Source organism: Flavobacterium cyclinae (genome assembly GCF_021172145.1).
GTDB lineage: Bacteria > Bacteroidota > Bacteroidia > Flavobacteriales > Flavobacteriaceae > Flavobacterium > Flavobacterium cyclinae.
Map to the genome: position 1 here is coordinate 475,351 of NZ_CP089095.1, position 25,043 is coordinate 500,393.

The following is a 25,043-nucleotide window of genomic DNA, read 5'->3' on the forward strand; positions in this document are numbered from 1 at the left end:
AACTTAAATGACATACGAAGGTACACTCTCAAAAATGCAAACAGAGTTTGGAAATCCAATTCAATATTATTTGGTTTTTGAAAATAGTTTTTTAAACATCAATCAACTTTTAGGGAAACCATTAACTATTGAATTTCAAGGGTACCAGTGTTTAAATTGTGGAAAAGCCAAGAAAATTTTCCGTCAAGGATTTTGTTATGATTGTTTTATGAGTAGTCCGGCTGTAGGCGATTGGATTATGAAGCCCGAATTAAGTACCGCGCATTTAGATATTGAAGATAGAGACTTGGAATATGAAAAACGCGTACAATTACAACCTCATGTAGTGTATTTAGCCTTATCAAGTGAAGTAAAAGTAGGGGTAACAAGAAAAACACAAGTTCCTACTAGATGGATAGACCAAGGCGCTGTGCAAGCTATTCCAATAGTTGAAGTTCCAAATAGGTATTTAGCAGGAATTACAGAAGTTGCCTTGAAAAATCATTTTGCAGATAAAACCAATTGGCAAAAAATGTTAAAAAATGAATATCTCGCTATGGATTTGATTGCTGAACGTAATAAAGTTTTTGATTGGTTGCCAACTGAAGTAAAAGACTATTTTCCAAAAGAAGAAAAAATTATCCAACTCGATTTTCCAGTATTGCAATATCCTAAAAAAATAACGAGTTTGAATTTAGATAAAACACCAAACTTCTCTGGAACGCTAACTGGCATTAAAGGTCAATATCTGATATTTGAAGATGGAACCGTTTTTAATGTTAGAACTTATGAAGGTTATGTGGTGAAGATGAGCTTATAATAGAAAACCCTTTCGATTGAAAGGGTTTTTGTTATTATTTATTTGTTTATTGTTTATTCTTCCTTTTTCTTACCGCCAAATAAATTTTTTATTGCACCAGCTTTGTCTTTAATGGTGTTTTTAATTTCTTCTTTAGGAGTAGATTTAGTTTTAGTAGTGTCTGTAGCTGTTGTAGTTCCAGAGTTATTTCCTTTTGTGCCGTTAATTAAATTGCTCAAGGCAGAAGTTCCTTGATTAACCAATTTGTCTTTCTGCATTTTAACCAACTGTGTGGTTAAATTAGTAGTAGATTGTTTTAAATCAGAATTAAATTTAGGTTGAGTGAAGTTACCAGTCATCAATCCTGTAACTGGAATACTTGTAATCTGTTTTTGGTCGGCAGGGGTTAATTTTGCCACTAAATTTGTTACTTCTTTTCCTAAATATTTCACAGGAACATCAAATTTTAAATTGTAATTCATCGTTTGGTCAAAACCATGACTTCCGCCCACATTTACAGTTATGTCCTGATATTTGATATCGAAAGGTTTTACGTTTACTTTTCCATCTTTAAATGATAAAGCCGCTTTTACATCATTAAGATTTACTTTACTCATATCAATGAATTTCATGTTGGAACTCAATGCAGTTAACAAAGCTGAATTCTTTTCATTAATAGTAGTTGATAATAATTGTCCAAATAAATCACCAGAAATCGTTTTTAAATTTGGGGTCATATCATTTTGTAAATCACCAGATAATTTAATGGTCGAATTCAGTTTTCCATTGACAACTCCTGCAATTGGAGCAATCGATTTTAGCATGTCTAATTGTGTAAAAGATTCTGCAATGTTAACCGAATTTAATCCTAAATTCATATCAAATTTTGGAGTTTTTCCTTTTGTTGAAACGGTTCCGGTTAAACCAATATTTCCTCCAAAAACTCCCATTTTTAAGTTGTTTAACATAACAGCTTCGTCACGAATAGTTAGGTTACCTGAAACATCTTTTAAGTTTAAATTGTCATAAATAACTGTTCCCGCTTTAGCTGTAATGCTGCAATCTAAGAATGAAGGAATTTTAACAGCTTCGGTAGTTTTTTTGCCATCATCACTAGTTGTGGTAGTAGGTGCCATGAAATCAGAAACTACTAATTTGGTCGAATTCATATTAAAGTTTCCTTTCAAAATTTGGTTTCTAAATAAAAAGCCATAAAAATTATCTAGAGTTCCATTAATCTGAATGTCAGATGTTCCAGTTTTAGCATCAAATTGACTCAAGTTGATATGATTTGGATTAAAAGCAACTGCAGCTTGATTAATCTTAAATGGTTTTGCCATTTCTGGACCTTCATAATTAAATCCAGTTAAACTAACGGTTCCCGAGTTTTGTATGTTTTGATACTGACTTTTCTCAACCGATTGCATATCGAACTTCGTTTTTACATCGGCTTTTAGAATTCCAGTTAAGGGTTTGTCTAATTTTACCGGATAGGCTTTTGTAACGTTTGCTAAATTGATAGTTCCTTTTAATTCGGCATCTACTAATGCGTTTGTAGCAATATTTTTTACAATTGCCTTTGCATTAAAAACGTCTTGGTCAATTGCAAATGACAATTGATGTAAATTTACATAAGTGTCATTCATTGCACCAGTTTCATTAACAATATGGGTGTTAATTACAATATTATTTACTGATTTTGGTAAATCAGGATATTGGAAAGAGGCATTATTCGAAGCAATTTTCACATCAAATGTTGGAATCGTAGTTTCGGTTAAATTTCCTTTTACTTTTCCATCTACCGAGAATTGTCCTGATGTTTTTACTTTATTAATATCGCCAGAATAAGCAGCAGGAACTAATCCTAAGAAGTTTTTGAAATCAGAGGTTGGTGTTTTGAATGTTAAGTCATAGGTTTGACCCGCTTCCACCATTTGAATAAATCCATTAAATTCTAATGGTAATTGATTGATTAAGGCTTTATTGTCTTTGAATTCGTATTTGCTTTTCTCTAAATCAATTCCTAAAATAGCATCTAAAGTGATTCCTACATTGTTCATGTAGTTCATTTTCTCCATTTCAAAATATAATTTTGCCGAAGTTTTGGTTTCTAAATCTAATTTTTGAGCAGCAAAATTTCCTTTTCCTTCATGATAAATGCTGTCTAAAACCATTTTCATGTTCGAACCTTCATCAATATAACTGAATTTTAGATTCTCAACTCCATATTTTTGTATGTCTAAAGAAAATGGCTTACTATCAGAAGGTTTTTTTTCTTCTGCTTCTTTTATAGCGATGTCAAAATTACCTACACCCTCTTTATTGAAAATGATATTTACAATTCCGTTAACAGCGCTAAAACTTTCTAAACTCATGGTTTCACCATCGCCTTTAAAAAGTTCTTTTACACTCATAGTTACATTAGTTTCTCCAGCATACAATAGCGTATCTCCAGCAAAAGGAGCTTTGTTTATGATGCTCAGCTTATCAATTGTTACATGAGCTTGTGGAAAACTTTTAAACAAACTCAAATCCACATCTTCAAATGCAATGTTAGCATTAACATTTTCGTTTAATGTTTTAGCAATCATTTCCTTGATTTTGTCTTTAAACAAATATGGAGCGGCTGCTAATGCGATAATGGTTACCAAAAGAAATATTCCTAAACCTTTTAAAACTTTCTTTAACATGATAGTGTAATTAGGGATGATTAAAATTCAATGATACAAAAGTAATACCAATTGTAAATTTAAATATTAATTTTAAGTGAATATGTAAAAAAAATCCCAAAAAACATTTTGTTTTTGGGATTTTAGTGTTTATAGTAAAGATTAATGAATCTCAATTTCATATGGCATCATAGCTTGGATACCTTTTCTGCTTTTTACGCGTTTGATTTGTTCTAGCATTTGAAAGCCTTCTTCACCTAATTGCTCTTTTAACAATTGCTCTTTAGTTTTAAACATCGCCATTCCGGTGAAATCGGCAAGTAAATCTTCAAAGCTTTTTTCGTATTCTGGGAAGTTTTCGGTTCTATACGAATTTGTTTTTCCAAGTTTTGCTGCATATTTAATGGCTGCATCTAAACCACCAATTTCGTCAACCAGTCCAAGTTTTTGTGCATCTACTCCTGTCCAAACTCTTCCTTGTGCAATGGCATCAACTTGTTCAGTGGTCATTTTTCTTCCATCAGCTACACGTTGTAAGAAAGTAGCGTATGTTTTTTCGATGCTTTCTAAAATATACCCTTTGAAGTTTTCGTCAATAGGTTCAAAAATACTGTAACCACTTGCGTTATCATGAGTTTTTACTTGTTCAGCGTTAATTCCGATATTTTTACCTAATTGATTCATGTTGGGTAGCATTCCAAAAACTCCAATTGAACCTGTAATCGTGTTTGGTTCTGCGAAAATTCGATCGGCATTAGCTGCAATGTAATATCCTCCAGAAGCGGCATAATTCCCCATAGAAACTACAACAGGCTTTGTTTTTTTAGTTATTTCAATTTCTCTCCAAATTAACTCTGAAGTCAAAGCACTTCCACCAGGGCTATTTACACGTAAAACAATTGCTTTTACATCTTCATTCTCTCTTGCTTCTTGTAAAGATCGCTTAATTGAACCTTCTCCTATGATATTTACATCACCTTCACCGCCAGCAATTTCACCTTGTGCATAAATTACCGCTATGATGTCTTTCTTTGTATAATCTTCAACTGTTGAAGCGGCAGTTTTTGCATATTCTGTAATGCTTACAATATCATATTTTTCTTTTTTGTCAAGCTTTAATTTCGCTCTAATCATATCGTGATATTCGTCTTCATAAGCTATTTTATCCACTAATTTATTTGCTAAAGCTAATTCTGGTGTTCTTGCTCCTAATGAATTGGCTATAGCATTTAATTGCGCTACTGATAGTTTTCTGCTTTTAGCAATATCTTCTACAATAGTAGTCCAAACCGAGTTTAACAAAACAGTCATTTGTTCGCGGTTTTCTGGACTCATTTCTTGTGCTAAGTAAGGTTCAACAGCACTTTTATATTTTCCATGACGAATTACTTCAAACTTAACACCTGATTTTTCTTGTAACTCTTTCATGTAGATAATTTCAGAAGATAATCCTTTGAAATCAACTTCCCCCATTGGGTTTAAATATACTTGGTCTGCAACCGAATTTAAATAATATTCGCCTTGTGTGTAAAAATTAGCGTAAGCATATACAAATTTTCCAGATTTTTTGAAATCTTCTAATTTATCTCGTACTGCTTTGCTTTGGGCTAAACCTAGTTGTGATTGGTTGTTAAGAATCGAAATTCCTTTAATTTTTTTATCTTTTTTTGCAGCTTCAATGGCATTTAAAATATCGGTAACACCATCATGATGCGCTTCAAAATAATTAAAGTCTTTGTAGTTGGTTTTTCCAGCATAATCCAAACTTACTTTTGATAAATCTAATTCAATAACGGAATTATTTTTTACAGTAACGGTTTCGTCTCCGCCTCCTGCAATGGCACCAATTATGATAATACCAAAAAAGGACATTATGCAAAAAACAAATAACCCAACAATTGTAGCTAATACATTTCCTAAAAATTTCATTTCATTTTCATTTTAATTCATAGCATTAGTAGAAAAAACTCAAAAATTGTTACATGTTCATAAAAAAATGGAAAAGGTAAATTAGAAGTCTAAAAATGTTTGTTATTTTGCCAATATGAGTCAACACCAAGTTATAGTATCGTTAGGAAGTAATCAAGGAAATCGTTTTGAAACGATTCAGGCTTGTATTGATTTGATTCATAGTGAAGTAGCAACGGTTGTAAAGGTTTCCAAAATTTACGAAACGCCAGCTTGGGGTTTTGAAAGTGAGCCTTTTTATAATGCTGCAATTTTAATTCACACTACAAAATCGGCTCAAAAAATTTTGAATCAGGTTTTGAGAGTAGAAAAGAAGTTAGGTAGAATTCGTACCAAAGATTCAGGATATCAAGCGCGAATTATTGATGTTGATATCATTGCTTTTGACGAGGAAATTATTTCTACTGAAAACTTGCAAGTTCCGCATCCATTAATGCAGAATAGAAAGTTTGTCTTGCAACCCATGATGGATTTAGGATTGAATTGGGAACATCCAATATTGAAAAAATCTGTTTCACAACTTCTACTTCAAACGGAAGATATAAGCGAAATTAAAGTCGTTCATTCTATAATTTCACCTATTGAAAAACTCCAATTACAGCAATTCAATTACATCGCGATTGAGGGAAATATTGGAGCAGGAAAAACGACTTTATCAGCCAAATTATCAGAAGATTGCAATGCTAAATTAGTGTTAGAACGCTTTGCAGATAATCCATTTTTACCAAAGTTTTATAAAGACCAAAGTCGTTATGCGTTTCCATTAGAAATGTCGTTTTTAGCGGATAGATACCAACAATTATCAGATGATTTGGCGCAATTTGATTTGTTTAAAGACTTTGTTGTGGCCGATTATCACATTTTTAAATCTTTGATTTTTGCTAAAGTTACACTGCAAGAAGACGAATTTCGTTTGTACAAAACCATGTTCGATATCATTCACAAGGAAATGCCAAAACCTGATTTGTATGTGTATTTGTATCAAAATACCGAACGATTGTTAGAAAACATAAAAAAACGCGGCAGAAGTTATGAGCAAGAAATTCCTGCCGATTATTTAGAGAAAATCAATCAAGGATATCTAGATTACATCAAAACGCAAACCGATTTGAATGTATTGATTATCGATGTTTCCGATTTGGATTTTGTGAAGAAACAGGAGGATTATGTGTTTTTGTTGAATGAGATTAATAAGAAAATAGTATTAGCACGCGGATGAAACTGATGCTACGCAACGCAGATTTTAACGGATTTTCACCCAAACTTGTCACGCTGAAAGCGTCTCTTTTGACTTAATTAAACTCGAATTTCGCTAATTATCACAAATTCATAGCGTCCTTTGCGAAAAACTTTGCGTCTAGAATTTTAAAAGTTTATTTAATTTCTTCAATCAGTGTTCCGAAAATTTATTTCATCTTCTGAAAAAAATCCCAAATCACAATCCCAGCACTCACCGAAATATTCAACGAATGTTTGCTTCCCAATTGCGGAATTTCAATTACACCATCGCTTAAATTAATAGCCTCTTGCGAAACACCTTTTACTTCGTTTCCAAAAATTAAGGCATATTTTGTATTGGTTTCTGGTTGAAAATCATCCAACATAATAGCATTTTCAGTTTGCTCCACAGAATACACTTTTATGTTTTCTTTTTTCAATTCATTAACTACTTCTAAAACGTCTTTCGCATATTCCCAAGCAACAGTTTCCGTAGCGCCAAGAGCTGTTTTGTGAATTTCTTTGTTTGGAGGAGTTGCCGTAATGCCGCACAAATAGATTTTTTCTATTAAAAAAGCATCCGAAGTTCTAAAAACCGAACCAATATTGTGTAAACTTCTAATATCATCTAAGATTACAATAATGGGTGTTTTTTGAGCTTTTTTAAACTCGTCGATGTTTTTGCGTTCTAATTCTGCGTTGGCTAATTTTCTCATGCCACAAAAGTAAAGATTAATTATAAAACTTGAAAATTCGATTTTTGAAATTCATATTGTGATTGTATTTGAAATTCTTACCTTCGCAACTCTACTTAAAATTAAAAAATTGTGGCTAAAAAATCTGCAACAACTTCTGACAAAGCTCCAAAGGAAACCCCTTTGATGAAACAATATAACGAAATTAAAAACAAGTATCCAGATGCTTGTTTGCTGTTTCGCGTAGGCGATTTCTATGAAACTTTTGGAGAAGATGCTGTTCGTGCTGCAGGAATTTTAGGAATTACTTTAACCAAGCGTGGAGCAGGAAGCGATAGCGAAACTGCGTTAGCGGGTTTCCCACACCATTCATTAAATACCTATTTACCTAAATTGGTTAAGGCTGGACTTCGAGTGGCGATTTGCGATCAATTAGAAGATCCAAAAATGACAAAAACGATTGTAAAACGTGGTGTTACAGAATTGGTTACACCAGGTGTTTCGATGAATGATGAGGTGTTGCATTCGAAGTCAAATAACTTTTTAGCTTCGGTTCATTTTGGAAAGAAAACGGTTGGGGTGTCATTTTTAGATGTGTCAACAGGCGAATTTTTAGTAGCCCAAGGCAATGAAGAATACATCGATAAATTGTTGCAAAACTTCCGTCCAAGTGAAATTTTAATTCCAAAACAGTTTAAAAATCAATTTCATTCTGTTTTTGGAGACGATTTTCATACGTTCTTTTTGGAAGATTGGGTATATAAGGAAGATTATGCGTTAGAAAGTTTGACGAAACATTTTCAAACCAATTCAATGAAAGGCTTTGGTGTGGAAGAATTAACCGAAGGTTTGATTGCTTCGGGGGCTATTTTGTATTATTTATCAGAAACGCAACATAATAAAATTCAGCATATCACAAACATTCAACGTATTGCCGAAGACGCTTACGTTTGGATGGATAAATTTACCATTCGAAATTTAGAATTATATCACAGTTATAATCCTAATGCAGTAACACTTTTAGATGTGATTGATAAAACGCTTTCGCCAATGGGTGCAAGGCTTTTGAAACGTTGGTTAGCACTTCCGTTGAAAGATATTTCAAAAATTAGAAGTCGTCATGAAGTGATTTCGTATTTGAAATCCAATCCCGAAGTTTTACAACAAATTCAATATCAAATCAAGCAAATTTCCGATTTGGAGCGTTTGATTTCAAAAGTAGCTACTGGAAAAATTTCGCCAAGAGAAGTGAATTTCTTGAAAGATTCATTAGATGCTATAATTCCGATTAAAACTTTGGCTTTAGCAAGTTCAAATGAAGCTTTGAGAGTAATTGGAGATAGTTTACATGCTTGTGAATTGTTGCGTGAGAAAATAAAAACCACTATTCAAGAAGACGCACCTGTAAGCGTAAATAAAGGAAATGCAATTGCTGTTGGCGTTCATCCGGAATTAGATGAATTGCGAAATATTTCATCTACAGGAAAAGGGTATTTGGAAGCATTAGAACAAAGAGAAAGTGCTGCAACAGGAATTCCTTCCTTAAAAGTGTCTTTCAATAATGTTTTTGGTTATTACATTGAAGTTCGAAATACGCATAAAGATAAAGTTCCGGCGGAATGGATTCGCAAACAAACTTTGGTTAATGCGGAGCGATATATTACAGAAGAACTAAAAGAATACGAATCGAAGATTTTAGGTGCAGAAGAAAAAATCCATCAATTGGAAACGCAGTTGTTTGAGCAATTGGTAAATTGGATTGCGACATACATCAAACATGTTCAGTTGAATGCTAATTTAATAGCGCAATTGGATTGTTTGACTTCTTTCACACAGTTAGCAATTGATAACAAATACGTTTGTCCCGACTTAGATGAAAGTTTTGATTTGGAAATCAAAGAAGGTCGCCATCCCGTTATTGAAAAGCAATTGCCTGTTGGAGTGCCTTACATAACGAATGACGTGTATTTAGACAGAGAAACCCAACAAATTATCATGATTACCGGTCCGAATATGTCGGGTAAATCGGCAATTTTGCGTCAAACGGCTTTGATTGTGTTGATGGCGCAAATGGGAAGTTTTGTTCCAGCAGAAAGCGTGAGAATGGGTGTGGTCGATAAAATTTTCACTAGAGTTGGAGCTAGTGATAATATTTCAATGGGTGAATCTACTTTTATGGTGGAAATGAACGAAACTGCTTCTATTTTGAATAATATTTCGGAAAGAAGTTTAGTATTGTTAGATGAAATTGGAAGAGGAACTTCAACTTACGATGGAATTTCGATTGCTTGGGCAATTTCAGAATATTTGCACGAACATCCGAATAAACCGAAAACACTTTTTGCTACGCATTATCATGAATTAAATGAAATGGAAGTTACGTTTGATAGAATTCAAAATTATAATGTTTCGGTAAAGGAATTAAAAGATACTGTTTTATTCATTCGCAAATTAGTTAAAGGTGGAAGTGCGCATAGTTTTGGTATTCACGTAGCAAAAATGGCTGGAATACCTCAAATAGTAATTCAAAAAGCACAAAAACTATTAAAACAGTTAGAGAAAAGACATTCGAGTGAAGAATTATCGGGAATAAAATCCGCAAGTGATGAGTTGCAATTGAGTTTCTTCAATTTAGATGATCCGCTTTTAGAAGAAATTAAAGAAGAAATTGTGAATATTGACATCAACACATTAACTCCGGTTGAAGCATTGATGAAGTTGAACGAAATAAAACGAATGTTGGTAAAAAAATAATTTATTCGTAATCAAAGTGTTATGAAAAAGTTAGATTTTTTGTTTAAAAGTTCTTGTGGAAAGAAAAATATATTATATATTTGCACTCGCAATCAAGAAAACGTTCTTAATTATACGCGAAAATAGCTCAGTTGGTAGAGCGCAACCTTGCCAAGGTTGAGGTCGCGGGTTCGAACCCCGTTTTTCGCTCAATGAAAATTTAAATTTTGCTCGAGTGGTGGAATTGGTAGACACGCTGGACTTAAAATCCAGTGGGTAGTAATGCCCGTGCGGGTTCAAGTCCCGCCTTGAGTACTAAAGCCTTTTTGCTTGGTTCAAAAAGGCTTTATTTTTAAATTTTCAGATAATTACCAACGCTCGAGTGGTGGAATTGGTAGACACGCTGGACTTAAAATCCAGTGGGTAGTAATGCCCGTGCGGGTTCAAGTCCCGCCTTGAGTACAAAAAGCTTCAAACTATGTTTGGAGCTTTTTTTATTTCTAAAAGAATCAAATTGATTTTTTATTTTATCTTTAGAAAATTCATTTCAAAAAAAATCTAATGGGAACATTTGTAATCGCACAACGATTAAACGGAGCTTATAAATATGAATTTGTTTCACGAAAAGGTAAAACTATTTTTACTAGTAATGATTTTGAATTGCGTTTTGAATGTGAAGAAGAAATTGAGCGTTTGAAAAATTCAATTGATAAATGCGTTTTTATGCGTTTTAAATCGTCTAGTGGGAAGTTTTTCTTTAGATTGATATTAGATGAGCATGAAATCGCTGTTAGTAGAAGATATACGACTCAGTTGTTACTTCAAAAAGGAATTGATGAAATTGTTAAGTATGCTGGTAAAGCAGAATTTTTAGATTTTTCATCTTCAGAAGATATTTTTGGAGATATAGCATAAAAAATGCCCTATTAAAATAGGGCTTAATTTATTTATAAGTTTTATTTTGCAACTTCATCAATTCTTTGAAACTTAACTTTTGCAGTTTCTTGAGATTTTGCAACAGCAGAATCAATAGTTGCTGTATTTGATTCTGTTATAATTGTGTCTTGAACAACAGGTGTTTCTACAATAACAGTGTCTTCTGTTTTTACTGTTTCGTTAGTGTTTTCTTTACAAGAAATAAAAGTAGAGACAATAATTAAACTAAATACAATTTTTTTCATAATCTTAAACTTTTTAAAATTAATTTTTAAAGCAAAAAAAATCCCGATTTAATCGGGATTAATTTTTTTATTCTAGCAATAATTAGTTTGCTGGAGCAGCTTCAGCTGGAGCAGCTTCTGTAGAAGCAGCAGCAGTATCAACAGCAGTAGTATCAGCTACTGGAGCAGCCTCTTCAACTGGAGCTTCAACAACTGTATCAGCAACTGCAGTTTCTTCAGCAGCATTTTCTTTACAAGATACGAACATAGCAGCAACGATTGCTAAACTTAAAACAACTTTTTTCATCTTACTAAATTATAAAAGGTTAATTATTAATTCGGAGCAAAGATATAAATTTTTTGACATGTCAAAATATTTTTAGACAAATTTTTTAATTTTTTTTTCTTTAGATTCCAAAATAGATTAATTCCAATAGTATACCCGTTTGTTTTTTTGTTAAAATATTTGTAATTATTTGGCCTTTTGAGACTTAGGATATACAATTGTCATTTCCTCAATAAGGTTTTTTGCACCAGCAAATTTGTCAATTACAAATAAAATATAACGGGTGTCCACCATGATATTTCTACAAATTTCTGGGCTGTAATAAATATCACTCATGGTGCCTTCCCATACTCTATCAAAGTTTAATCCGATAAGATTTCCTTTTGCATCTAAAGCCGGACTTCCTGAGTTTCCACCAGTAGTATGATTGGTTGCAATAAACGCTAATGGCATTTTCCCATTTTTATCGGCATATCTTCCGTAATCTTTTGCGTTATATAAGTCAATTAATTTTTGAGGAACGTCAAATTCATAATCGCCTGGTACATATTTTTCAATTACACCATCTAAATAACTTACAGGTTCATAAATAACTGCATCGCTAGGCTTGTATCCTTTAACTTTTCCGTATGTTACACGCAATGTACTGTTAGCATCAGGGAAAATTCTATCGTTCGGGAAGAATTCCATAATACCTTTCATGTACGTTCTTTGTAATGCGATATTTTTTAAATTAATTTCATCAAATTTAGGAGCCACATTTTTTTGATAGCTCTCAGCAATGGATTTTACCAATACATATCCTTTATCCTGATTTAATTTGTCCAAAATAGATTGGGCATCACCATTTAATAATTCTTTTAATCCTTCGTATGAAGTTAATTTTGAAGTGCTAAAAATGGCAGTTGACAATTCTGCAGCATTAAAATTGTTTAAACTTTCAGGTAAAAACTGTTTTGGTGATTTTGTAGCATATAAATTGATCAATTGTTCGAAAACTTTCTCATCCACTTGAGCGCTATAATCTTTATACAAACCTTCAAATCCTGAAATTAAATTGTTTTTTCTATCATTAAAAGCTTGTTCGCCTTTAGTCTTATAGATTTGCTCTAATTGAAATAAGCGATACCCAAAAGATAAAATTTCAGAATTACGTAATACAACTTCTGTAAAGTAATCTCTTGCAATAGCATATTCTCTTATTTCTTTGTAGTTCTTTTCAAAATCAGCTAAAATAGTTCCGTATTCAGCTTGTTTTCCTGCTTTATTTACTCTTTCTTGAAATTTCTTTTCAAAATCTTGTTTGATAGCAACTGCATTCGATTTTTTCAATCCTTTTGTTTCACCAATCCATTTTTTCCAATAATTGGCAACACTAGCGTATTTTGAAGCATACTGAATTTTAATTGCATTGTCTTTTCTCATGAAACCATCTTGAACTTTTAAAGCAGCATCACGAATTTCAATTTTTGCTGGATTCAAATCATTTACAATTTGTTCTACGGCAAACGATGGCAAATATTCCTGAGTTCTTCCTGGATAACCCATTACCATAGTGAAATCGTTTTCCTGAATTCCTTTAGCAGAAACTGGGAAAAAGTGTTTTGGTTTGTATGGAACATTGTCTTTTGAATATTCAGCTGGACGATTGTTTTTGTCAGCATAAACTCTAAATAAAGAGAAATCTCCCGTGTGTCGTGGCCAAACCCAGTTATCTGTATCCGATCCAAATTTTCCAATTGAACTTGGTGGTGCTCCTACTAAACGAACATCTTTGAAATTTTCGGTTACAAATAATAAGTATTGGTTTCCATCATAAAAAGCACGAATCATTACATCTTGCCAAGCTTCTTTTTGGAAACTTTTGCTAACGGTAGCAATATTTTGTTGGATTCTTTTTTGTTTGTCGCTTTCGGTTGGAAGATTTAAAACGCCTTCAAAAATTTTAGTAGTAACATCTTCAATTTTGATGATGAAGGTTACGGTTAAATCTTTATTTGGCAATTCGTCTTCCATTTTGTAAGCCCAAAAACCATTCGTTAAATAATCGTTTTCAACTGTAGAGTGACTTTGAATGTTGTCATAACCGCAGTGGTGATTCGTTAATAAAAGTCCTTTTGGGGAAATCATTTCCGCTGTACAACCGCCATCAAAATGAGGAACAGCATCTTTTAAGCTAGAATTATTTACCGAATAAATATCATCGGCACTAATTTTCATTCCCAATGCTTTCATTTCTTTTTCGTTTGCTCCTTTCAATAAAGAAGGAATCCACATACCTCCTTGTTGTGCTTGAACTTGGAAAACAACTAAAATAAGTAGTAATCTTAAAAATTTCATAGTTTATTAATATTAATGGGTGCAAGTTACAATTTTACTTTTGCAACTTAAATCAATTTATAGTTTCATTAGTAATATAATTCATAATTATTTGAGTTGCTCCTTTATTCATCTGAACAAATGTGCTACAAATATGTCCTTTTTCTAATCGTTCGTCTTCATTCTGAATAAGCAAATCAAAAGCTTCATTTAATTGGATTTGATTTTGAATCGAAATACAACCTTCCATATTTACCAATGCTGTAGCTTCAGCAAAATGCGAGTAATTTGGACCAATTACAACTGGAACTCCAAAAGTTGCTGGTTCTAAAATATTATGAACACCCGGATTTCCAAAGCCACCGCCAACATAGGCAATATCGGCATAGGAATAAATTTTGGTTAAAATCCCGATAGTGTCAATGATAAAAACGTTGTTTTCCTGTAGAGACGCGATTAATCTCGTCTCTACATCAGAAAACAAAATCGTTTTCTTTTGAATTTGATTTTTGAGATTTGAAATTTGTTCCGATTTGATATTATGCGGAGCAATAATAAATTTCACATCATCCGAACATTGATTGATATAATTTACTAATAAACTTTCATCTTTTGGCCAAGAACTTCCGATTACAATAGTGGTTTTATTATCTTTAAATAGTTCGATAAAATCCAAAGAATTATCACGATCTAAAATTGAAACTACTCGGTCAAAACGCGTATCTCCTGAAATTTTCACATTGTTGAATCCGATACTTTGAAGCAATTTTTTAGAACTTTCATTTTGCACAAAAAAGTAATCAAATGTTTTTAAAGCGTTTCGATAGAATCCACCATACCACTTAAAAAAGGCTTGATTTTCTCGTAAAATTCCAGAAATCAAATAGGTTTTGATTTGTTGTTTTTTTAGTTCGTTAAGATAATTTGGCCAATATTCGTATTTGATAAAAAATACCATTTCGGAATGAACTAATTGAATGAATTGTTTCGCATTCGAAATAGTATCCAAAGGCAAATAAACCGTAACATCGGCAACGGTATTGTTTTTTCGAACTTCATAACCCGAAGGCGAAAAAAACGTAATCACAATTTTATGATTTGGGAATTGTTGTTTGATAGCTTCAATTACAGGTAAGCCTTGTTCGTATTCACCTAAAGACGCTGCGTGAAACCAAATTGTTTTATCCGAAGTTTGAATTTTATTCGCTAACGTTTGAAAAACCGACTTTCTTCCATCAATAAAAAGTTTCATTTTCGGACTGAAAAGAGCTACAAGCTTCAAAAGTTGGCTAGCTAAAAGCGTAATTATGTTGTATAAAAATAGCATAATTGAATTTTATGGTGCTAAAATACGTTTCTTTTTAAGTTAGATAAAATTTGTACTATAGAATTTCATATTTTTGCTTGACTTAATTTTATTCCAATGAGAAAATTACAAATGGTTGACTTAAAAAGTCAATACGAAAAAATAAAAGAAGAAGTAAATGCTTCTATTCAAGAGGTTTTAGACACAAATACATACATCAACGGACCTTTGGTTCATCAATTTCAAGCGGATTTAGAAAAATATTTGGGAGTAAAACACGTAATTCCATGTGCAAACGGAACTGATGCGTTACAAATAGCCATGATGGGATTGGATTTGAAACCAGGAGATGAAGTAATTACAGCCGATTTTACATTCGCAGCTACGGTTGAAGTTATTGCTTTGTTGCAATTAACTCCAGTTTTAGTAGATGTAGATATGAACAATATGAACATTTCGTTAGAAGGAATTCGTAAAGCAATAACACCAAAAACTAAAGCAATTGTGCCAGTTCATTTATTTGGTCGGGCTGCGAATATGGATGCGATTATGGAAATTGCCAAAGAACATAATTTGTATGTTATCGAAGATAATGCTCAAGCTATTGGAGCCGATTATTCTTCAAAAGATGGTTCTAAAAAGAAAGTAGGTACTTTAGGACATGTAGCAGCAACATCATTTTTCCCATCAAAAAACTTAGGATGTTATGGTGATGGAGGAGCGATTTTTACTAATGATGATAAATTAGCTCATACGATCAGAGGAATTGTAAATCACGGAATGTATGAAAGATATCACCATGATGTGGTAGGTGTAAATTCTCGTTTAGATAGTATTCAAGCTGGAGTTTTAAAAGCGAAATTACCACATTTGGATGCTTACAACAAAGCACGTCAAGAAGCAGCAAGAAAGTATTCTGAAATTTTAGGAAAAAATCAAAATATATGGGTTCCAACTATTTGTGAAAATTGTGATTGTCATGTATTCCATCAATACGTTATTCGAATTTTAAACGGAAAACGCGATGGATTATTGGAACATTTACAAGCAAAAGGAATTCCATGCGCTATTTATTATCCAATTCCGTTACATAGCCAAAAAGCGTATGCTGATGCTCGTTATAAAGAAGAAGATTTTCCTGTTACGAATCAATTGGTAAAAGAAGTAATTGCATTACCAATGCACACGGAATTAGATGATGAACAAATAAAATTTATTACAGATGCTGTTTTAGAATATATCGGATAGAGATGCGATTTATCGCGTCTATTCGTATAAATGAATATATAGAAACGCTATTAATAGCGATTTAAAAATTGATGTAGAAGACCGTAATTCATTGCGTCTTTTAAAAAAGAAATAGAGACGCGATAAATCGCGTCTGTACGAGAAAAATGAAGATATTAGTTACAGGAGGTTTAGGATTTATAGGTTCGCACACCGTTGTGGAATTGCAAAATGAAGGTTTTGAAGTAATTGCGATTGATAATTTGTCGAATTCATCTATCGATGTTTTGGATGGAATTGAGCGCATTACAGGAAAAAAGCCTTTGTTTGAAAACATCGATTTGAGAGATAAATTAGCTGTACAAAGTTTTTTTTCTAAATATCAAGATATTTCAGGAGTGATTCATTTTGCTGCTTCAAAAGCGGTGGGAGAAAGTGTTGAAAATCCTTTGTTGTATTATGAAAACAACATCAATTCTTTAGTGTATTTACTTCAAGAATTACAGAAAAAATCAGAAGCGCATTTTATTTTTAGTTCGTCTTGTACAGTTTACGGTCAAGCTGAAAAAATGCCGATTACTGAAAATGCTCCTATTCAAGTAGCCATGTCGCCCTATGGTAATACAAAGCAAATAGGTGAAGAAATTATTAACGATGTTGCTAAAGTAACGAATATTAATGCTGTTTTGTTGCGTTATTTTAATCCGATTGGAGCACATCCTTCGGCTGAAATAGGAGAGTTGCCATTAGGTGTTCCGCAAAATTTAGTCCCTTTTATTACGCAAACAGCTATTGGACTACGAGAAAAATTATCTGTTTTTGGCAATGATTATCCAACACCAGATGGAACGGCTATTCGGGATTACATTCATGTGGTGGATTTGGCTAAAGCTCATGTAGTTGCTTTACAACGTTTATTAAAAAAACAAAATTCAGAAAAAGTTGAAACATTTAATTTAGGAACCGGAACCGGAAGTTCCGTTTTAGAAGTGATATCGGCTTTTGAAAAAGTATCCCAACAGAAATTGAATTATCTAATTGTAGGTAGAAGAGAAGGAGATGTTATTGAAGCTTATGCAAACACTGATAAAGCAAATACAATTTTAGGTTGGAAAGCAAAATCCTCACTAGAAGACGCTTTATTAAGTGCCTGGAAATGGGAACAAAAAATTAGATGAGTTGTCCTAAAAAAGGTTGACTCGTTAATAATCCAAATATAGTTAAATCGTAACAGAATTAATTCTGTTACGATTTATTTTTTTCCATTGTTTTAAATGTATTATTTTTTGTTGATGTGCTTGGTTTGGAGTTATCATATTAATTGACATATGTATTCTAAAATTGTTGTATAAAGTTATGGCCTGTGTAACTTGTTTGTTTAAATTTTGATAGTTTTCAAATATTTCATGTAAACCAAATTCTTCTTTTAAAATTCCATTTACTCTTTCTGCCACTGCATTTTCATATGGGTCGTATTCTTGCGTCATACTAATTAAAATATTGTTTTTCTTTAACAATTCGGTATACTCTTTACTACAGTATTGTAAACCTCTATCAGAATGGTGAATGAGTTGATTTTTTGTTTTCCTCTTAATCAAAGCCATTTCTAAAGCTTTTACAGTAGTTGAGCTCATTAAATTATCTGACAATTGATATCCTACAATTTTCTTGGAACACGCATCAGTGAGTAAATGCAAATAATATGTTTTCTCTTTTGTTCGTAAATATGTTATATCAGCAACCCAAACCTGCTCAGGTCTGTTAAGTACTAAATTGCTAATTAAATTTGGATAGCGTTTCATCCAATGTCTTGAATTTGTTGTTTTGTAATATCTTCGAGCTTTAGGAACTTGTAAATATTCTGCTTTTAAAAAATCTAAAAAATTATCCCGACCAATTGATATATGGTGTTTTATAAATTCATCTTGTAACATTACATGAAGTTTTTTACCACCTGTTCGGGGTAATTGCTTACGAATAGTAACTACCAAACTTCGTAATAATTCTGAGTTGTATTTAGGTGTTTTTACCTTTGACTTTCGCTTGTAAAATGCTTGTTTTGTGTATCCAAACAGTTCGCATAACTCATAAATAGTCAATGAACTATTTATATTTATTTCTTCGACTGCTTGGAACCAGACTTTTTTACAATATCAATTTTAAGTTCACGTTCAGCTATTTCAATAAATCGTTTAAATACTTTTAATTCTTCTTCTTTTTTCGCTAATTGAGCTTCTAGCTCTTTTATACGCTGTTGTTGAGGATCTTTCATAGGACGACCAATAGTTAATTTATCTTCATAGGTAAATTTACCATATTTTTTTAACCATCTTGGTATACAACTACTACCTAAAATATTGTAACGTCTTCGAAGCTCTGCTTTTGTAAATAAACCCCTCTCAAATTCACTTACAACTTGACGTTTAAATGCTTCGCTGTAAATTTGTGGGACAGTTGGAATTTTTGAAATTTTCTTTTTTGTTGACATATTATGTGATTTTTAGTCAACTTTTTTCAGGACAAGACAAGAAAATAAAAAAATCCCAAGTTTTGCTTGGGATTTCTTGTTATTTATGGGCTGCTTCTTTTAAATCATCAGCTGCTTTATTTAATTTTTCTGCACCTTTTTCTAAAACATCTCCAGTTTTAGATTTTAAGGTATCCATTGCTTTGTCGATTTGTACAGAGGCGGAGTCCATTTTTTCTTCCATTTCAGCACCAACAGCTTCATTTGCTTCTTCAATTTTCTCTTTTGTTTCATCTTTGCATGAAACTGAAATTAATGCTAAAATCATTAATCCTAACAATACCTTTCTCATATATAAATATTAAAATTGTACATCTTAAAGGTACGAAATAAAATGCAATTTCAGAACGAATTTTTACATAATTTTTAATAAAAAATTAGGATCAGGACAATTTGATTGGTAAAACAAAAGAGTCTTTTCATTACAAACACCAGGATAATCTCCAACTTTCCCTTCCATATCAATGATGATTTGAAAATGCAAATGAGGAGCATAATCGCCATTAATTGGAGGTAAACCTAAAGTGGCAATTTGTTCCCCCTTTTTTACAACATCTCCAACCTTTTTTCCGTTTAAAGATGCTTCACTTAAGTGTCCGTATAATGTATGGAATTTGAAACCTTCAATTTCATGTGATAAAATAATGGTTGGACCATAATCACCTAACGCAGTATTGTTTTGAAAACTATGGATAGTTCCGTCTAAAGCTGCATGAATTGGAGCGGATTCGTTTATCCATAAATCTAGTCCAATGTGAATATTACGTTCGTCTGAATTTGAGTTTTTAAAAACAGTGCTTCTTTGATATAAATTTCGAGTTTCGATATAGCCACCAAAAGCAATTTTAGCTTGATTTTTATCTAAATGATTTTGTATGAAAATCTCATAATCTTTAGCAGTTTGTAACTTCTGATGCAGTAATTCAGGGTTTGATATTGATAAATCCAAAGGAACATAATCATAATAATTAATTTCTGGTGCAATTACTTTAGCTGCTTCAATAGATTTAAATAAGGCTATTAGATTTTCCATGTTTTTCTTTTTCTCAAAAATAAAAATTCCTCACGAATAAACTTCATGAGGAATTCTATTTTAAGAGTATTTCATTTTACAAAGAGGCAGAAATCGTTTCTACGTCTTTGTTGATTTTATTTACCAATCCAACTAATACTTTTCCTGGGCCAACTTCTGTAAAACTCGTAGCTCCATCTGTAATCATTTGTTGTACCGATTGCGTCCATCTAACCGCACCTGTTAATTGTGAAATCAAGTTTTTCTTAATTTCTGTAGCATCAGAAACTCCATTTGCTGTAACGTTTTGATATACTGGACAAATTGGAGTTGAAAAAGTTGTTGCTTCAATAGCTGCTGCTAACTCTTCTCTTGCTGGTTCCATCATTGGTGAATGGAAAGCACCACCAACAGGCAAAATTAAAGCGCGTTTTGCACCTGCTTCTTTCATTTTTTCACAAGCTAATTCCACTGCTTTGTATTCTCCAGAAATCACTAATTGACCAGGGCAATTATAATTTGCAGGAACTACAACACCATTTATCGATGCGCAAATATCTTCTACAATTTTGTCGTCTAAGTTTAAAACAGCCGCCATAGTTGAAGGAGCGATTTCACATGCTTTTTGCATTGCCATAGCTCTTTGAGAAACTAATTTTAATCCGTCTTCAAAAGATAAAGCACCGTTTACGACTAAAGCTGAAAATTCTCCTAAAGAGTGTCCAGCTACCATGTCTGGTTTTACATCTAAAACTTTGGCTAAAATTACAGAGTGTAAGAAAACGGCTGGTTGGGTTACTTTAGTTTCTTTTAATTCTTCAGCTGTTCCTTCGAACATGATATCGGTGATTCTAAAACCTAAAATATCATTTGCTTTTTCGAATAATTCTTTAGCTAAAGGTGAGTTTTCATATAAATCTTTACCCATTCCTGTAAATTGAGCTCCTTGACCTGGAAATACGTATGCTTTCATAAATTTTGTTTCAAGTTTAAAGTTTCAAGTTTTTCTTTAAAGGCAAAAATAACATTTTTTTTAACTGAACACTAATAACTGAACACTGAATACTAATTATTGTTCCATAGGAACTTCCATTACTAAAAACTTAGAACTTGAATTCGCTTTGATTTCAATTTCATTCGTTTCCCAAATTCCAGCAGCATCTCTTCTTTCAAGTTTTTCGCCGTTTATTTCAATTTCACCTTCAATATTCATGATGTAAAAACCATTTCCTTCTTTTTTAAGTGAAAGTTTTTTTGAAAAATCAGCATCAAAATCACTTAAATAAAACCAAGCATCTTGATGAATCCAAACACCAGCATCGTCTGGATTTGGAGATAAAATTTGAGCAAAATCATTTTTTTGTAACGATTGGTCTAAGGTAATTTGTTGGTAACGAGGTTCCACATTTCTGAATTTTGGAAACAACCAAATTTGGAACAGTTTAGTATGTTGGTCATGATTTGGATTGAATTCACTGTGTTGAATTCCGGTTCCAGCACTCATCACTTGAATGTCGCCACTTTTGATGATTGTGCCATTTCCCATACTGTCTTTATGTGCTAAATCGCCTTCCAATGGAATCGTAATAATTTCCATATTGTCATGCGGATGTGTGCCAAAGCCCATTCCAGCAGCTATTGTGTCGTCATTCAAAACGCGAAGCATTCCAAATTGAATTTTTTCTGGGTTGTACCAACTAGCGAAACTAAAACTATGGTAAGCATTTAACCAACCATGATTTGCATGACCTCTTTCATTTGCTTTATGTAGTATCGTTTTCATTATGTATAAATTTAGTAATTATTATGATACAAATTTATAAACAGATGATTTAGAAAGCACTTAACCTAGATTAAGAAATTATTTCTTTAACAAACGCGCTTTCATCTTACTGAAAAATTCAGGAGTAACTCCAATATAAGAAGCAATTTGTTTTTGAGGAACTTTTTGAATTAAAGTAGGATATTTTGAACAGAATTTTTCAAAACGTTCTTCTGCAGTTAGGCTCAAATTATCCATTAAACGCTCTTGATGAGCAACTAAAGAGTTTTCGGCTAAAATTCGAAAAAAGCGTTCTAGTTTTGGAATTTCATTGTAAAGAATTTGGTGGTTTTCTTTAGTGATGATAACTACTTCGGCATCTTCGATAACTTCTATAAATAAGTTTCCTGGTTTTTCTGAAATGTAACTATACATGTCGCCAATCCACCAACCTTCGCAAGCAAAATGCAAAACGTGTTCTATTATATTGTCATTAATATTGAAACTTCGTATAATTCCAGAATTCACAAAATAGGTACAATTGGCTATTTCGCCAGCACTTAATAAGACAGTCTTAGCTTTGATTTTTTTTGTTGAAGTTTTTGATAAAAAAAAGTCACATTCCTTTTCAGTTAAAGAAACATGACTATTTATGTTTTCTAAAATAGATTTCATACTTTCAAAAGTACAAAACTATTTAATTAATATACGTTTTAAAAAGTAAATGTTTAGGCTTGATTCACTAATCTTCCCCAATTAAGTAAAATTCTAAATTCAGTTAATTCTCTTTTGATTTTAGATTTGTATTTTCTATTAATAGGTGTAGAAAATACATTGCCACTTTTAGTAATGATTTTTAAGTAGTACACTTTAAATAATAAAAAATAATCGTAAGTAACATAAATTTTGTCAATGTCTTTTACTTCAAATTTTACTAACTTATTGTTAGTTACTACTTTTACAGCTTCCTTTTCATTAAAATAAATTTCCATAGTCAATTGCATTTAGTTAATAATTGATTTAAAGGAATACATTAAAGAGGGGCAACAGTATGTAATCTCAAAGGATAATGGACAAAAAAATATGAGGCCATTATTGCAATGTAAAAGTATTTTAAAGAAAAAGGATTGTAATTATAATTACTTATAATTTAAAAATATTTATTACTGTTTTAATTTTTTAACAAAAATACTACACTTTTGTGTTTATAATAGATAGATTGTTGGTAATAATAAATTATTATAGCTTATTTATTGAAAAAACCGATGCATTATACATCGGTTTATATATTAATGAAAGTGATCTTCTTCAATTTCAAATTCGGCATCTTTTTCCCAAATTTCCATTTCACAAGGTTTACAATTGAATTTTAATTTGTATTCCAATTCGCCTTGTTTTAAAACTAAAGGTTCCTTTAGCTTTTTGTCCATGTTTTCTCTGTGGTATTTTGGGCAACGCTCTAATTCGTATTTGATGCAATATTTAGTAGTCATTACACGAGATTTTCCTGGATCCCATTGCAATTCGAATGCTTTTTCGATTTCGGTTACTCCATGACGTTCGTAGAATTTACGGGCTGTTTTATTGGCAACATTGTACATGAAATCCAATTTTGTTTCTGGATATGGATGCGATGTTTTTACCAATTGGTGTTCTTTGCGAACATAATTTTTCAAACGAATTTCCGATAATTGTTCGTAAACCGTTCTTCGCATTTCATTGATTTTTGAAATAGGTAAAAACCAATTTTCAGAGAATATAACCGAAATTTCATCAGCAGTATAAGGCGTAAATCCTGTTTTAGCCAATTGTGTTTTGATGTTTTCTTCAATGGATTCGTTGTTTTTAGTGCGTTCTTTAGAATGCTCTAATTTTACAACGCTCACATTTCCATCTTCATCGGTAGCAATTAATTCAAACCCAGTTTCGTTTTCAGTCATTAATAAAGTAGTGCTGATTTTTCTAACCGCACTGTCTTCGCGTTCTACTAATTTAATGAAAGCCGCATCGTTATTTCGGTAAATGAAAGTGCCTTCTTTGATTTCTTTCAATACGTTTGGATATACGATTCCGTTTTCTACTTTGTTTACGTAGATTCCCTCGGCTTCGTTATTGGCGTTGATGTAACACAATCCATCACCGTTGTTTAGCAATTCTCCGTTTTCAATCACATAAGAATTCCCAACAGTTTTTACCAATTTACCAATATATTGTCCCTTTGATTTTGGACTTTCCCAAGAACCAATGGCTTGATGTCTTTCATTTACGAAATAATCAGTATAACCTCGATTGAAGGTTCTGTTTAAAGCCGCATCGAAAGTATAAGTACAACTTCCCGAAGAAGCTTTGGTATATTTATCGCTGTTTTTTTCTAAGAAATCATCCAATTTCTGACGTAAGTATGAAACGTTATTTTTCACATAGACGATATCTTTCAAACGCCCTTCAATTTTAAAAGAAACAATTCCAGCTTCAATTAAATTTGGAATTTGGTCGGTTACATCAAAATCTTTAATCGAAAGTAAATGACTATTTCTAATTAATGTATCGCCATTTCCATCAATCAAATTATAAGGTAAACGACAATTTTGTGCACAAGAACCACGGTTTGCCGAGCGCTCTCCATTCGCCACACTCATGTAACAATTCCCACTAAACGAAACACATAATGCACCTGTTACAAAGAACTCTAATTCCACGTCCTTTGCCTGACTAATTTCTTTGATTTGGTGTAAGTTTAATTCACGTGCCAAAACCACTCTTTGAATTCCGGCATCGGCTAAGAATTTAATTTTATCGGCATCACGATTATTGGCTTGGGTACTTGCATGAAGTGCAATAGGAGGCAACTCCATTTCCATAATTGCCATGTCTTGAATGATTAAAGCATCAACTCCAGCATCATATAATTTCCAGATCAATTGTCGACACGTTTCTAATTCATCATCGTATAAAATCGTGTTGATTACCACAAAAACTTGCACATTATACAAGTGTGCATATTGCACAAGTGCTGCAACATCTTCAAGCGAATTATGAGCATTGGAACGCGCTCCAAATTGTGGTGCACCAATATAAACCGCATCGGCACCAGCATTGATAGCAGCAATTCCGGTAAGTAAATCTTTTGCAGGAGCTAAAATTTCAATCTTCTTTTTCATTTCTAAATCTTTAATCTTTCGGGATTTGCCGAAAAAAAGTGTGCAAAGTTCTTATAAAAAATTGGAGATTTCTAATTCTAATTTGAATTTTTTTAGTTTCAGATTGAATTTAGCTAAGTAGAAAATAAAAAAAAGGTTCTCAAAAAAACGATTTTTGTCAAGCTGAACTTGTTTCAGCTTCTCAATTAGATTCCGAAACGAGTTCGGAATGACAAAGTGCAT

General features: G+C 32.4%; 21 protein-coding genes and 3 tRNA genes. 9 read left to right on the forward strand and 15 right to left on the reverse strand.

Features of this window, described 5'->3' with window-relative positions:
* The first annotated feature begins 7 nt into the window (after positions 1 to 7).
* Positions 8 to 799: a DUF2797 domain-containing protein gene (locus tag LOS86_RS02255; RefSeq protein WP_231843042.1), complete on the forward strand. Its 792-nt coding sequence runs from the start codon at positions 8 to 10 to the stop codon at positions 797 to 799.
* A 53-nt stretch (positions 800 to 852) separates the two neighbouring features.
* Here LOS86_RS02255 and LOS86_RS02260 read toward each other — a convergent pair whose 3' ends face one another.
* Entirely contained in the window at positions 853 to 3,468 is a 2,616-nt protein-coding gene (locus LOS86_RS02260) for an AsmA-like C-terminal region-containing protein (protein ID WP_231843043.1), read from the reverse strand.
* Between the two features lie 141 nt (positions 3,469 to 3,609).
* A complete protein-coding gene (gene sppA, locus LOS86_RS02265) occupies positions 3,610 to 5,376 on the reverse strand; it encodes a signal peptide peptidase SppA (RefSeq protein ID WP_231843044.1) in 1,767 nt (588 codons plus the stop codon).
* A 115-nt stretch (positions 5,377 to 5,491) separates the two neighbouring features.
* Here sppA and folK point away from each other — a divergent pair, with 115 nt between their 5' ends.
* Positions 5,492 to 6,634, forward strand: a complete 1,143-nt coding sequence (gene folK, locus LOS86_RS02270; protein ID WP_231843045.1) for a 2-amino-4-hydroxy-6-hydroxymethyldihydropteridine diphosphokinase — start codon at positions 5,492 to 5,494, stop codon at positions 6,632 to 6,634.
* 187 nt (positions 6,635 to 6,821) lie between these two features.
* Here the strand turns inward: folK and LOS86_RS02275 are convergent, their stop codons facing one another.
* The gene (locus LOS86_RS02275; protein WP_231843046.1) at positions 6,822 to 7,349 is read right to left on the reverse strand and encodes an RNA methyltransferase; all 528 of its coding nucleotides are present in this window, start codon (positions 7,347 to 7,349) and stop codon (positions 6,822 to 6,824) included.
* A 165-nt stretch (positions 7,350 to 7,514) separates the two neighbouring features.
* On the opposite strand from LOS86_RS02275, the gene mutS reads away from it, so the two are divergent.
* The 5 genes from mutS to LOS86_RS02300 all read left to right on the forward strand — a co-directional run bounded on the left by mutS (position 7,515) and on the right by LOS86_RS02300 (position 10,976).
* Positions 7,515 to 10,082: a DNA mismatch repair protein MutS gene (gene mutS, locus LOS86_RS02280; protein ID WP_231843898.1), complete on the forward strand. Its 2,568-nt coding sequence runs from the start codon at positions 7,515 to 7,517 to the stop codon at positions 10,080 to 10,082.
* Between the two features lie 116 nt (positions 10,083 to 10,198).
* Positions 10,199 to 10,271: transfer RNA gene (locus LOS86_RS02285), tRNA-Gly, on the forward strand.
* 19 nt (positions 10,272 to 10,290) lie between these two features.
* Positions 10,291 to 10,376 (forward strand) — tRNA-Leu (locus LOS86_RS02290).
* Between the two features lie 61 nt (positions 10,377 to 10,437).
* A tRNA-Leu gene (locus tag LOS86_RS02295) sits at positions 10,438 to 10,523 on the forward strand.
* A gap of 99 nt (positions 10,524 to 10,622) precedes the next feature.
* Positions 10,623 to 10,976: a YegP family protein gene (locus LOS86_RS02300; protein WP_231843047.1), complete on the forward strand. Its 354-nt coding sequence runs from the start codon at positions 10,623 to 10,625 to the stop codon at positions 10,974 to 10,976.
* A 41-nt stretch (positions 10,977 to 11,017) separates the two neighbouring features.
* Here LOS86_RS02300 and LOS86_RS02305 read toward each other — a convergent pair whose 3' ends face one another.
* The 4 genes from LOS86_RS02305 to LOS86_RS02320 all read right to left on the reverse strand — a co-directional run bounded on the left by LOS86_RS02305 (position 11,018) and on the right by LOS86_RS02320 (position 15,153).
* On the reverse strand, positions 11,018 to 11,242 hold the full coding sequence (locus tag LOS86_RS02305; protein WP_231843048.1) for a hypothetical protein: 225 nt from the start codon (positions 11,240 to 11,242) through the stop codon (positions 11,018 to 11,020).
* A gap of 82 nt (positions 11,243 to 11,324) precedes the next feature.
* Positions 11,325 to 11,528 (reverse strand): hypothetical protein, encoded by a 204-nt coding sequence (locus tag LOS86_RS02310; protein ID WP_231843049.1) that lies wholly within the window; start codon positions 11,526 to 11,528, stop codon positions 11,325 to 11,327.
* Between the two features lie 165 nt (positions 11,529 to 11,693).
* The gene (locus LOS86_RS02315) at positions 11,694 to 13,847 is read right to left on the reverse strand and encodes a S46 family peptidase (RefSeq protein WP_231843050.1); all 2,154 of its coding nucleotides are present in this window, start codon (positions 13,845 to 13,847) and stop codon (positions 11,694 to 11,696) included.
* A 52-nt stretch (positions 13,848 to 13,899) separates the two neighbouring features.
* On the reverse strand, positions 13,900 to 15,153 hold the full coding sequence (locus LOS86_RS02320; protein ID WP_231843051.1) for a 3-deoxy-D-manno-octulosonic acid transferase: 1,254 nt from the start codon (positions 15,151 to 15,153) through the stop codon (positions 13,900 to 13,902).
* 96 nt (positions 15,154 to 15,249) lie between these two features.
* Here LOS86_RS02320 and LOS86_RS02325 point away from each other — a divergent pair, with 96 nt between their 5' ends.
* A complete protein-coding gene (locus LOS86_RS02325; RefSeq protein ID WP_231843052.1) occupies positions 15,250 to 16,380 on the forward strand; it encodes a DegT/DnrJ/EryC1/StrS family aminotransferase in 1,131 nt (376 codons plus the stop codon).
* Positions 16,381 to 16,526: 146 nt separating this feature from the next.
* Positions 16,527 to 17,537: a UDP-glucose 4-epimerase GalE gene (gene galE, locus LOS86_RS02330; RefSeq protein ID WP_231843053.1), complete on the forward strand. Its 1,011-nt coding sequence runs from the start codon at positions 16,527 to 16,529 to the stop codon at positions 17,535 to 17,537.
* A 42-nt stretch (positions 17,538 to 17,579) separates the two neighbouring features.
* Here galE and LOS86_RS02335 read toward each other — a convergent pair.
* The 8 genes from LOS86_RS02335 to LOS86_RS02370 form a co-directional block, all read right to left on the reverse strand.
* Positions 17,580 to 18,847, reverse strand: a protein-coding gene (locus tag LOS86_RS02335) for an IS3 family transposase (RefSeq protein WP_231841609.1) whose coding sequence is annotated in 2 segments (ribosomal slippage) — positions 17,580 to 18,508 and positions 18,508 to 18,847 — 1,269 coding nt in all. Because the reading frame shifts where the segments join, the coding sequence is not laid out codon by codon here.
* A gap of 79 nt (positions 18,848 to 18,926) precedes the next feature.
* Complete coding sequence (locus tag LOS86_RS02340) at positions 18,927 to 19,178, reverse strand: hypothetical protein (RefSeq protein WP_231843054.1); 252 nt, start codon at positions 19,176 to 19,178, stop codon at positions 18,927 to 18,929.
* Between the two features lie 63 nt (positions 19,179 to 19,241).
* On the reverse strand, positions 19,242 to 19,919 hold the full coding sequence (locus tag LOS86_RS02345) for a peptidoglycan DD-metalloendopeptidase family protein (RefSeq protein ID WP_231843055.1): 678 nt from the start codon (positions 19,917 to 19,919) through the stop codon (positions 19,242 to 19,244).
* A 76-nt stretch (positions 19,920 to 19,995) separates the two neighbouring features.
* Positions 19,996 to 20,871, reverse strand: coding sequence for an ACP S-malonyltransferase (gene fabD, locus LOS86_RS02350; RefSeq protein WP_231843056.1), 876 nt, complete (start codon positions 20,869 to 20,871; stop codon positions 19,996 to 19,998).
* Positions 20,872 to 20,967: 96 nt separating this feature from the next.
* Positions 20,968 to 21,684, reverse strand: a complete 717-nt coding sequence (locus tag LOS86_RS02355; RefSeq protein WP_231843899.1) for a pirin family protein — start codon at positions 21,682 to 21,684, stop codon at positions 20,968 to 20,970.
* 75 nt (positions 21,685 to 21,759) lie between these two features.
* Entirely contained in the window at positions 21,760 to 22,335 is a 576-nt protein-coding gene (locus LOS86_RS02360) for a Crp/Fnr family transcriptional regulator (RefSeq protein ID WP_231843057.1), read from the reverse strand.
* A gap of 53 nt (positions 22,336 to 22,388) precedes the next feature.
* Positions 22,389 to 22,652 (reverse strand): hypothetical protein, encoded by a 264-nt coding sequence (locus LOS86_RS02365; RefSeq protein ID WP_231843058.1) that lies wholly within the window; start codon positions 22,650 to 22,652, stop codon positions 22,389 to 22,391.
* A 297-nt stretch (positions 22,653 to 22,949) separates the two neighbouring features.
* A complete protein-coding gene (locus tag LOS86_RS02370; RefSeq protein ID WP_231843059.1) occupies positions 22,950 to 24,821 on the reverse strand; it encodes a peptidase U32 family protein in 1,872 nt (623 codons plus the stop codon).
* Positions 24,822 to 25,043 lie beyond the last annotated feature (222 nt).